The organism is Desulfurella sp., from assembly GCF_023256235.1.
Lineage (GTDB): Bacteria > Campylobacterota_A > Desulfurellia > Desulfurellales > Desulfurellaceae > Desulfurella.
On sequence record NZ_JAGDWY010000022.1, the window covers coordinates 26,562 to 36,366 of the forward strand.

At 32.6% G+C, this 9,805-nt stretch carries 13 protein-coding genes and 1 pseudogene; 11 read left to right on the forward strand and 3 right to left on the reverse strand.

Annotated elements, in window-relative coordinates; genetic code table 11:
* Nucleotides 1-95 precede the first annotated feature (95 nt).
* From Q0C22_RS02130 to lspA, 11 genes and pseudogenes are all read left to right on the forward strand, one after another.
* Complete coding sequence (locus tag Q0C22_RS02130; protein WP_291490434.1) at nt 96-398, forward strand: AAA-associated domain-containing protein; 303 nt, start codon at nt 96-98, stop codon at nt 396-398.
* Nucleotides 374-496: pseudogene (locus Q0C22_RS10410) on the forward strand (adenylate kinase); the annotation flags it as partial. The gene Q0C22_RS02130 and the pseudogene Q0C22_RS10410, both read left to right, overlap by 25 nt.
* Complete coding sequence (gene map, locus Q0C22_RS02135) at nt 496-1,251, forward strand: type I methionyl aminopeptidase (protein ID WP_291490435.1); 756 nt, start codon at nt 496-498, stop codon at nt 1,249-1,251. The pseudogene Q0C22_RS10410 and the gene map, both read left to right, overlap by 1 nt.
* A 5-nt stretch (nt 1,252-1,256) precedes the next feature.
* Nucleotides 1,257-1,475, forward strand: coding sequence for a translation initiation factor IF-1 (gene infA, locus Q0C22_RS02140; RefSeq protein ID WP_291490436.1), 219 nt, complete (start codon nt 1,257-1,259; stop codon nt 1,473-1,475).
* 21 nt (nt 1,476-1,496) lie between these two features.
* Nucleotides 1,497-1,610 (forward strand): 50S ribosomal protein L36, encoded by a 114-nt coding sequence (gene rpmJ, locus Q0C22_RS02145; RefSeq protein ID WP_025391478.1) that lies wholly within the window; start codon nt 1,497-1,499, stop codon nt 1,608-1,610.
* A gap of 8 nt (nt 1,611-1,618) precedes the next feature.
* Nucleotides 1,619-1,978 carry a 30S ribosomal protein S13 gene (rpsM, locus tag Q0C22_RS02150; protein ID WP_291490437.1) on the forward strand — a complete coding sequence of 120 codons (360 nt, stop codon included), beginning with the start codon at nt 1,619-1,621 and terminating at the stop codon, nt 1,976-1,978.
* Nucleotides 1,979-1,999: 21 nt separating this feature from the next.
* Complete coding sequence (gene rpsK / locus Q0C22_RS02155) at nt 2,000-2,380, forward strand: 30S ribosomal protein S11 (RefSeq protein ID WP_025391480.1); 381 nt, start codon at nt 2,000-2,002, stop codon at nt 2,378-2,380.
* 13 nt (nt 2,381-2,393) lie between these two features.
* Nucleotides 2,394-3,020 carry a 30S ribosomal protein S4 gene (rpsD, locus tag Q0C22_RS02160; RefSeq protein ID WP_291490438.1) on the forward strand — a complete coding sequence of 209 codons (627 nt, stop codon included), beginning with the start codon at nt 2,394-2,396 and terminating at the stop codon, nt 3,018-3,020.
* 20 nt (nt 3,021-3,040) lie between these two features.
* Entirely contained in the window at nt 3,041-4,048 is a 1,008-nt protein-coding gene (locus tag Q0C22_RS02165) for a DNA-directed RNA polymerase subunit alpha (protein WP_291490439.1), read from the forward strand.
* The gene (gene rplQ / locus Q0C22_RS02170; protein WP_291490440.1) at nt 4,045-4,395 is read left to right on the forward strand and encodes a 50S ribosomal protein L17; all 351 of its coding nucleotides are present in this window, start codon (nt 4,045-4,047) and stop codon (nt 4,393-4,395) included. Before Q0C22_RS02165 ends, rplQ begins: the two co-directional genes overlap by 4 nt.
* Nucleotides 4,396-4,405: 10 nt before the next feature.
* Nucleotides 4,406-4,882, forward strand: a complete 477-nt coding sequence (lspA, locus tag Q0C22_RS02175) for a signal peptidase II (RefSeq protein ID WP_291490441.1) — start codon at nt 4,406-4,408, stop codon at nt 4,880-4,882.
* 2 nt (nt 4,883-4,884) lie between these two features.
* Here lspA and Q0C22_RS02180 read toward each other — a convergent pair whose 3' ends face one another.
* The 3 genes from Q0C22_RS02180 to Q0C22_RS02190 form a co-directional block, all read right to left on the reverse strand.
* Entirely contained in the window at nt 4,885-5,763 is an 879-nt protein-coding gene (locus Q0C22_RS02180) for a phosphoribosylaminoimidazolesuccinocarboxamide synthase (protein ID WP_291490442.1), read from the reverse strand.
* 74 nt (nt 5,764-5,837) lie between these two features.
* Nucleotides 5,838-9,104, reverse strand: a complete 3,267-nt coding sequence (locus tag Q0C22_RS02185) for an NAD-glutamate dehydrogenase domain-containing protein (RefSeq protein WP_291490443.1) — start codon at nt 9,102-9,104, stop codon at nt 5,838-5,840.
* A gap of 45 nt (nt 9,105-9,149) precedes the next feature.
* The gene (locus Q0C22_RS02190) at nt 9,150-9,755 is read right to left on the reverse strand and encodes a pyridoxamine 5'-phosphate oxidase family protein (RefSeq protein ID WP_291490444.1); all 606 of its coding nucleotides are present in this window, start codon (nt 9,753-9,755) and stop codon (nt 9,150-9,152) included.
* Nucleotides 9,756-9,805 lie beyond the last annotated feature (50 nt).

Genomic DNA, 9,805 nt, shown 5'->3' on the forward strand with positions numbered 1-9,805 from the left:
ATCTCTGACGCCATAGCTATTAATCAAAACCACTGATTAAATAGTTTTAATCAAAACAATTAAAGTAATAAATAGAACAGATTATTAAAAATGGTATGAAAGGGATTTTTCCTCTGAATATAAAGATAGGTCAGATACACGGAGTAATTTCAATACTAAAAGAGCACGATGGCGAAATTTCTTTGCAGAAGCTTTCTGATGAGGCATTGGAACAGGCAGATGACCTTATCAATATATTGGAAGCCTGCAAACTTCTTGGATTTATAAAGATAAACAAGGGAAAAATAAAACTTAACAAAAAACTTGAAGAAAAGAACTTCCATGAGATAAACGTGGAGATAAAAAAGAAACTGTTGAAAATAGACTTAAAGTTTTTAAAGAACATACAAAGCCTTTAATTGAATATTATGATAAACAGGGAAAATTAAGCTCAATAAGTGGTTTGGGTACAGTTGATGAAGTTTTTTCCAGAATAAAAGATATATTAGGTAATTGATGATTATTCTTAAATCTAAACAAGAAATAGAAAAAATGCGTGTTGTAAACGCAATGGTAGCTAAAGTATTAAATATGTTGAAAAATGAAGTAAAACCTGGTATAACAACATATGAGCTTGATAGGCTTGCAATGGAATATTCTGCTAAACTGAATGCAAAGCCAGCTTTTTTGGGATACGGAGGTTTTCCAAACGCTTTGTGTGTTTCTGTTAACGAAGAAGTTGTCCACGGTATTCCTTCCAGGAAAAAAATCTTGAAAGAAGGTGACATAGTAAGCCTGGATTTTGGCTTGTTTTATGATGGCTTTTATGGTGATTCGGCCATTACTGTTGGTGTGGGTAGTATTTCAAAAGCAAAGCAAAAGCTTATTGATGTAACAAGAGAAAGTTTGTATAAAGGTATTGAACAAGCAAAACCCGGCAATTATCTATTTGATATTTCAAGAGTAATTCAAAATTTTGTTGAATCAAATGGATTCAATGTCGTTAGAGATTATGTTGGGCATGGTATAGGCAGGAATCTTCATGAAGAACCACAGGTTCCAAACTATGTGCCTTCAAATGGACGAAATGTACTGTTAAAAGTTGGTATGACAATTGCAATTGAGCCGATGGTAAATATGGGTACTTATGAAGTTGAGATTAAAAAAGACGGTTGGAGTGTTGTTACAAAAGATAGATTACCTTCTGCGCATTTTGAACACACTATAGCAATTTTAGAAGAAGGAACCCTAATATTGAGCAAGGAGAATTGACATTTATGGCAAAAGAAAAGCCAGTAGTAGTTGAAGGTGAGGTTATAGAGGCGCTACCCAATGCAATGTTTAGAGTAAAATTGGATAATAACCATGTAGTTTTAGCTCATGTTGCTGGCAAAATGCGTATGCACTTTATTAAAATCTTACCAGGAGATAAGGTGAAATTAGAAATTTCACCATACAGCATAGAAAAAGGTAGAATAATTTATAGATATAAATAAAAAATAATGGAGGTTAAATAAATGAAAGTAAGATCTTCTGTGAAAAAAATTTGTCCAAAATGCAAAATAATAAAAAGAAAAGGTGTTGTTAGGGTTATATGCGAAAACCCAAAACACAAACAAAGACAAGGTTAGGAGGTTAAATGGCTCGTTTAGTTGGTGTAGAGTTACCAAAAAATAAGCGTATAGAGATTGCCTTAACATACATATATGGTATAGGTAAATCTAGAGCTAAAGAAATACTTCAAAAAACTGGTGTTGATCCTAACAGAAAAACGGATGATTTAACGCCAGATGAATTACAAAAATTAAGATCAGTATTGTCTAACTATACAATAGAAGGAGAACTCCGAAAAATTGTTGGTATGAACATTAAGCGTTTAATGGATTTAGGAAATTATAGAGGTTTAAGACATAGAAAAGGCTTGCCTGTAAGAGGTCAAAGAACCAGAACAAATGCAAGAACAAGAAAAGGCAGGAGAAAAACAGTTGGAGGTAAATAATGGTTTTTAAGGAGAAATTGAATGGCTGAAGCAAAAAGAAAAAAAGTAAAAAAAGTAAGCTCAAGTGGCGTGGCTCATATTCAGTCTACATTTAACAATACAATTGTTACAATTACAGATAAAGATGGCAATGTTGTATGCTGGTCATCATCAGGAAGTGTAGGCTTTAAAGGAACTAGAAAAGGTACTCCGTTTGCAGCCCAGATGGCAGCTGAGCAAGCTGCTAAAGTAGCATTGCAAAGAGGCATGAAAGAAGTTGATGTTCGTGTTAAAGGTCCTGGTTCAGGTAGGGAAACTGCTATTAGGGCACTACAGGCAGCTGGCTTGAAAATTAAATCTCTAAGGGACGTAACGCCTATACCACATAATGGTTGTAAACCACCAAAGAAAAGAAGAGTTTGAGGGGTGATATAATATGGCAGTTTATCATGGTCCATCGTGCAGAAAGTGCAGAGCATTAGGTTTGAAATTATTTTTGAAAGGTGAAAGATGCGTTACTCAAAAATGTGCATTTGAAAAAGCTCCTTACCCACCGGGAAAAGACAAAACTTCAAGAAGAAAATTAAAAAGCTATACAGAACATTTACTTGAAAAACAGAAAGCTAAAACATATTATGGTGTGCTTGAGAGACAATTTAGAAGATATTTTAAAAATGCAAAACAGATGCCAGGACAAACTGGTGAAAATTTAGTTAAAATACTTGAATGCAGACTGGATAATGTTATTTATAAATCAGGTTTTGCATCTTCAAGAAAGCAAGCAAGACAGTTAATTAGTCATGGCAATATATTACTTAATGGTAGAAAAGTAACGATTCCTTCTCTAATTGTTTCTAAAAATGACATAATTAGCGTTAAAGAGAAATTAAAAAGCTCTCAAGAGTTAAAAGACAAGATTGATTATGCATACAAATCTGGTATTGTACCATGGCTGAGTTTGGATCCGAACAATATGTCAATTAAGGTGCTGGATATACCATCGATTGAGGATATAAGGGTACCATTTAAAGCTGATACGATAGTTGAGCTTTATTCAAGATAAGATTAAAGAAAGGTTGGATTATGAGTAATGATATTTTTGAATATTTACAGTTGCCCCAAGAGATAAAAGTTGAACGCATAAATGAAAGGCATGAAAGATTTATATTAGAGCCTATTAATGAAGGTTTTGCTACTACTATTGGCAATGCCCTAAGAAGGGTATTGTTATCATCCATTCAGGGTATTGGTATAGTGGGTATTAAAATAGAAGGCGTGGAACATGAATTTAGCGGAGTAAATGGTGTTAAAGAAGACGTTATTAGTATTATTTTAAATTTAAAAGATGTAATTTTTAAAAGTTTATCTGAAAACTTTAAAGAATGTGTTTTGAAAATAAATAAAAAAGGTCCTGGTGTACTAAAAGCCAGTGATATAGAATTGACTTCTGATCTTAAAATCATAAATCCAAACCATTATATAGCTCAGCTTAACGATAATGCTGATTTCCAAGCTGAAATTTATCTTAAAAAAGGTGTGGGCTATAAACAATCAAATCAGGAAAATGCAAATAGAGAAATTGGCTATATTCCTGTAGATGCTTTGTTTACTCCGATAAGGCGAGTGTCTTTTAGTGCAGACAAGAGTATGGAAAGAGGTTTTTACGATTATGAAAGACTTGTATTGGATGTTGAAACAGATGGCAGTATTACACCAAAAGAAGCTTTAGGACAAGCTAGCTATATACTTAATTCTCATTTTAAGTTATTTATGGGTAGTTTTAAAGAGCCGGAACCAGATTTAGGGTATGGTGATACTAACGAGGAAATTGATGAAAATCTACTAAAAACTGTTGATGATCTTGAATTAAATGTAAGGGCTTCTAACTGTTTGAGAAATCATGACATAAAGTATATATGGCAACTGGTACAAAAGACAGACCTAGATTTACTTAACACAAGAAATTTCGGTAAGCAGTCATTGAAAGAGATCAAAGCAGCTTTAAAACAAATGGGTTTAAGTTTAGGTATGACATTCGATGAAAAATATATAAAACGAATAGAAGAAGCCATAAAAAGGAGTGAGGAATGAGGCATAGAAAGGCTTATAGAACACTAAGTATAGATAGCGATAGACGAAAAGCGCTTCTTAGAAATTTAGCAATTGCATTAATTGAACATGGTCAGATAAAAACTACTGATGCTAAAGCAAAAGAATTGCAAAGATTCATAAGTAAGCTTGTAAGTATTGGCAAAAAAAATACGCTTTCTTCTAGAAGGCTTTTATTATCAAGATTGCCTCATAAACCATCAGTTAAAAAATTACTTAATGACATTGCACCTAAGTACATAGACAAAAACGGTGGTTATGTTGGAATATATAAAATAGGCTACAGACAAGGCGATGCAGCTAAAATTTCTCTTATAAAATTTCAATAGTTTTTAAATAATGTTTAAAAAGTACAGATACTTCCTAGGAGTGTCATTGACGCTCCTTTTTTTTGCTATAGATTGGGTTAGTAAATACTATCTGGCAAAATTTACTATAAATCATACTATTACAGTTATACCTAATTTTTTTAATCTGGTTTATGTGCAAAATACTGGCATAGCGTTTGGATTTTTAGCTCACTTAAGCGGGATATATAGATTTATTTTTTTGATAGCAATAAGTGCTATCGTTGTAATTATTGCATTTTATTTTATGTTTAAAGAAAGCACATCCAAAACGTTATTCATTGGTTTAACTATGCTTGCTGGCGGAGCTTTAGGTAACTTATACGATAGAATTGTGCATGGATATGTTTTGGACTTTTTTGATTTTTACATAAAAACCTACCACTATCCGGCTTTTAATTTTGCAGATTCATTTATTACAATAGGAATCTTGCTTATCTTATACGATAAGATAAGCAAGAAAAATTAGTTTTATAGTGTTAGCATTTCTAATATTTCTTTGTATCTTTTGGCAGTTTTTTCAACTATACTGTCAGGCAGGACTGGTCCTGGATATGTTTTATTCCAATCAAGTGTTAAAAGGTAATCTCTTACAATTTGCTTGTCAAAACTATCTTGAGGTTGACCTTCTTTGTAAGTTTCCACAAGCCAAAATCTGGATGAGTCGGGTGTTAGCAACTCATCAATTAGCATAAGCTTACCATTATAAAAACCAAACTCCATTTTTGTATCGGCTATTATGATGCCTTTTTCTAATGCATACTGACTTGCTTTATCGTATATTTTTAAGCTAATATCTTTTATTTGAGATGCGATATCATTTCCAATCATATTGGACATTTGCTCGAAAGTTATATTTTGATCATGGCCGCTTTCTGCTTTCGTGCTAGGTGTAAAGATAGGTTCGGGTAACTTTTGAGATTCTTTTAAATTTTTTGGTAATTCTATTCCACATATTTTACCTGTTTGTTTATATTCTATCCAGCCTGAACCCGAAATATAACCTCTAACAATACATTCTATTAGAATTGGCTCTGTTTTTTTTACAAGCATGCTGCGTTTCTGGAGTAACTTAATGTATTGTTTTAATTGGGGTGGATACTCATTTATATCAGCAGTTATTATGTGGTTTTGTATGATGTCTTTTGTTTTGTCAAACCAAAACAAAGAAATCTGCGTCAAAACCTCCCCTTTGCCAGGTATTCCATTTGGCAAAATTACATCGAATGCCGATATTCTATCTGTTGCAACAATAAGTAATTTTTCATCAATTTCGTAAACGTCCCTAACTTTGCCTCTTTTTAAAAGATTTACCCCACCTAAATTAGTTTCCAAAACAACTTCACTCATTCAAACCCTCTCTATATAATAAATTTTTTTCACATATTTATTATACAATTATTTTAAATACTTTTCAACAACTTTTATATAAAGCCCTCCAATCTATCATAAAGCAACAACACAGGGTGTAGGTTATTTGCAGATAGTGTAGAAATAGAGTTTAGCTGGTTTGTGTAGTTATCAAAGAAAGTCTTTTTTGCGTTTGTTAGTGCCTGAGTATCACCGTTATATTCGTTTAGTATTTTCATGGATATTTTTACCATAGACATAATGAATTTTCTTACCATAGAAAATTGTGCAAACCTGTCCCACTCGTTTACAATTCTTATTGAGTTTACATAGTCTATGACTTTTTGGAAACCAAAGATTTCGTTTGTTTTTTCTATTGTTTGAACCACCTGGATAAAGTTTTTGTCGGTTTTTCTTGTTATGTAGTATGCTAAGATAAAGTCGTCTATAAAGTAGAATTGAGCTATTTTTTCTGATAGCTCTTTTGAAAAATATTTAGATAGCTCTTTTGTTTTTTCTTCATACTTTGATTTAAACACACCTTCTTTTATGGTATTTTCAACGTAGTAATCCATATAGCCCAATATCTCTTGTTTGTACACATACTCTATGATTGAATCCCCAAATAGGTATAGCTGGTTTGTAGCAAATTTTTCTACTGCGTAAAACATATCTATTATGGTGTTATAGATTACTGATTGATCAATCTTATCTTCAAAAGAAAATATTTCGTTTCTTATATTTTGCACATCAAGAAGATCGTATATGAAAATAAGCGTTTTTATTATAGATGTATAAGGCTGGTTTGTAAGCATGTTTAGCTTTATCAGACAACCCACACCATTGCTGTTCACAATAAGGTTTGTAATGTATGTTGAGCCTATTTCTTTTTTCAATAGGTGCTTTTGTATGTGTTCTTTATAGACCTCTCTTGCAGAAGGTGGAAAGTAAAGCAAAGCGTATTTATCTATCAGGTATTTGTCAAAGTTTGTTTCTTTTAGTATGTTTGTATATATAAATATCTTTAGAAAAGAAAGCATAATAGAAAGCTCAGGTTTGGTATAGCCAGTACCTGAGTCAATGCGAGCTGCCAGTGTTAGCTTGTTTGGAAAGTAATATTCAGATTCACTAAATAGCTTTTTTTGCTTGAAAAACTCAACTAGCTCATAGAATATCTCTGGTTCTTTGATAGATCTTATCTCGTCAAGAGACACAGCCAGGCTTTGCATGTAGTTATGGTCAAGTACCCTTTGTATGACTTCAGGTGTAAGTTTTTTTAAAATAGTATTGCGCTCATCTAGGTCTTTAATTACTTTGGATTCCATTAGATCATTTAAGAGAATTTTGAGGTTTACTTCCTGATCTGATAGATCAACACCTGCTGAGTTATCCAGAGAGTCTGTATTTATCTTACCTTTAAGCAGTGCATACTCAATGCGAGCTTTCTGTGTGAAACCTAAATTTGCACCCTCTCCTACAACCTTTGCCCTTACCTGGTTTGCATTTATACGTACATTGTCGTTTGTTTTATCGCCTACTTCTTCATTTGTTTCATCGCTTGCTTTAACGTATGTTCCAACACCACCCATCCATAACAGATCAACATCTGCTTTGAGTATCAGTTTGATTAGATCTTCTGAAGAGACTCTATCTTCGTTTGTTTTTAAAAACTCTTTTGCTTGAGGTGATAACAAAATGGATCTTTCATCTCTTTTGCATATAAAACCACCTTTTGATAGTACCTCTTTGTTGTAAAAACTCCAGCTTAGGGCATTGTCAAATAACCTTTTTCTTTCTTTGTACGAAGCTTCTATATCTGGGTTTGGGTCGATAAATATTTCTTTATCGTTAAAAGCTGCTTTTAGCTGTATGTTTTTTAGTTCAATCATAGCATTTCCAAACACATCTCCACTCATATCCCCAACACCCACCACGCTTATTGGTGTTGAGTCAAGTTTTATGCCAAGCTCTCTAAAGTGTCTTCTTGTGCACACAAGGGCGCCTTTTGAAGTAATACCAAGCTCTTTGTGGTCATAACCGAACTTACCACCAGAAGCAAAAGCATCTTTTAACCAGAAGTTGTATTCATTTTGGGCTATATCATTTGCAATGTCCGAAAACTTTGCTGTGCCTTTGTCTGCTGCTACAACAAGGTAAGGGTCGAAATCATCATAGCATACTACTTCATCTGGCCTGATACGCTCTTTTGAGCTTGAATAGTTATCTGTGATATCAAGCATGCCTCTAATTAGTGTTTTGTATGATTCAATGGCTTTTTCTTGTAAGTCACCCCCATTTGTATGCTTTATTATAAAACCGCCTTTTGAGCCCACAGGGACAATGACAGCATTCTTTACCATCTGTGTTTTCATTAGTTCCAAGATCTCTAATCTGAAGTCATCTTTTCTATCGCTCCATCTTATACCACCTCGCGCTACCTTACCGCCTCTTAAATGACAGCCTTCCATTAAAAAAGAGTGTACATATATCTCATACATAGGTCTTGGAAGGGGCATTTTTGATACCTTGGAAGAGTCTATTTTTAAAGATATGTAGTGGTAAAGTTTTTGTTTGTAAAAGTTTGTTCTGATTATAGAGTCTATTATGTTAAATATAGCACTTAGTATCTTGTAGTCTTGTATATTGTTTATTGTTTCTAATTCTTTATTTATTTGCTCAAAGAGTTCTTTTGTATTGCGCTGGTCTAAAGTTGGGTTAAACTTTTGATCAAATGCTTCAATAAAGCGTTTTGACAAATGGGAGTACTTAATTAAAGAACCAAGCATTGATATCCTTTTTACGCTAAAATCTACCTGCATCAGGTAATTGCCAAATGTCCTTAATAAGTCTATCTGTTTGTAGTCCAAAAGCTCTTTTGTGGTAAGTATATTTAGCTCATCGTTTTCTACAACCTTATCAATTACAGCAAGAAAATTATTCTCTACAAGATGGGCATTTTTTTCTATGTCAAACTCAAAGCTCTTTTCTATATTGTACCTTTGGATAAGTATATTTTTATCTTTAATGTTTAACTCAAAGAAATCTTCATACAATGCATTTAATCCTAAGTTCTTTAAAATAGGTAAAACTTCGTATAAAGGTATTTTGCAAAAAGCATAAACCTTAAAAAACAACTCATCTTTGTGCTTAAAAAACCTTACCTGTTTATTTTGAGTTGCTATTACATCCAGTATTGCCTGTGTATCAATCAGTGCTTCATCTGGTTCAATGTTTAGCTTGTAGTCATCATTGAAGCAAGATAGACATGAGTCTTTGATATTGTGCCTAGCTAAAAGCTCAGAGTAGGATTTAGACCAGGCTGCCTCATTTTGAAAAGTCATTGTTGCCTCCTTTAAAAAGCTTTACAATTAATTTGTATGAGATAATTAATACAGATCATTTTCTTGAATAAACTTTATAGTCTCTAAATCAATCTTTTTACCTCTTTTTTTAAGGTTTTTAAGCAAGTTTGATTTGTTTTCATAAGATTCACGTTGATTAAATCTAAATTTTGCACTAATACTATTAATATCAATTTCTAAAACTAAAACTTTATCAAGCATTTCTTTATATAAATTGTTGGGGTAAATTGGTTCAAAACCACCTTCGGGCTGGAATTTATTCATTAAAGCCATAAGTATTTGTGATTTTAGATCGTCATTTTTTATTATATTAACTACTCCGATTGCATGAATAGATGCAAAAAGCTGGCCAGCAAAACATGCAATATCTTCACTTTTAAAGTACGATGGTATTTGAGAATAAGCTTTGAATGTTGTAAAATAAACTAGTGGTTTAGTTTTAATTATATCAATCTTTTTACCAGAATTTGCACTATGAAAATAAATATGTTTATTATGATAAACAAAATTAACAGTTGTTGCGTATGGTTTATTATTAAAATCCACAAAAGAAAGTGTACAAAATGAGCTATCATTGAGTAATTTCTCTATTTTTGCTTTCTCTGTAATTTCAAATTCATTCCGTCTCATATGTGTTTCCATTCAAACTCAACAATCGTTACTTAATCTAACCCAAATTT

Coding starts and splice junctions, on each gene's coding strand:
- Q0C22_RS02185 (WP_291490443.1), bottom strand. CDS start 9,104: ATGACTTTTCAAAATGAGGCAGCCTGGTCTAAATCCTACTCTGAGCTT.
- rpsM (WP_291490437.1), top strand. CDS start 1,619: ATGGCTCGTTTAGTTGGTGTAGAGTTACCAAAAAATAAGCGTATAGAG.
- Q0C22_RS02180 (WP_291490442.1), bottom strand. CDS start 5,763: ATGAGTGAAGTTGTTTTGGAAACTAATTTAGGTGGGGTAAATCTTTTA.
- Q0C22_RS02130 (WP_291490434.1), top strand. CDS start 96: ATGAAAGGGATTTTTCCTCTGAATATAAAGATAGGTCAGATACACGGA.
- rpmJ (WP_025391478.1), top strand. CDS start 1,497: ATGAAAGTAAGATCTTCTGTGAAAAAAATTTGTCCAAAATGCAAAATA.
- rplQ (WP_291490440.1), top strand. CDS start 4,045: ATGAGGCATAGAAAGGCTTATAGAACACTAAGTATAGATAGCGATAGA.
- rpsD (WP_291490438.1), top strand. CDS start 2,394: ATGGCAGTTTATCATGGTCCATCGTGCAGAAAGTGCAGAGCATTAGGT.
- lspA (WP_291490441.1), top strand. CDS start 4,406: ATGTTTAAAAAGTACAGATACTTCCTAGGAGTGTCATTGACGCTCCTT.
- Q0C22_RS02190 (WP_291490444.1), bottom strand. CDS start 9,755: ATGAGACGGAATGAATTTGAAATTACAGAGAAAGCAAAAATAGAGAAA.
- infA (WP_291490436.1), top strand. CDS start 1,257: ATGGCAAAAGAAAAGCCAGTAGTAGTTGAAGGTGAGGTTATAGAGGCG.
- Q0C22_RS02165 (WP_291490439.1), top strand. CDS start 3,041: ATGAGTAATGATATTTTTGAATATTTACAGTTGCCCCAAGAGATAAAA.
- map (WP_291490435.1), top strand. CDS start 496: ATGATTATTCTTAAATCTAAACAAGAAATAGAAAAAATGCGTGTTGTA.
- rpsK (WP_025391480.1), top strand. CDS start 2,000: ATGGCTGAAGCAAAAAGAAAAAAAGTAAAAAAAGTAAGCTCAAGTGGC.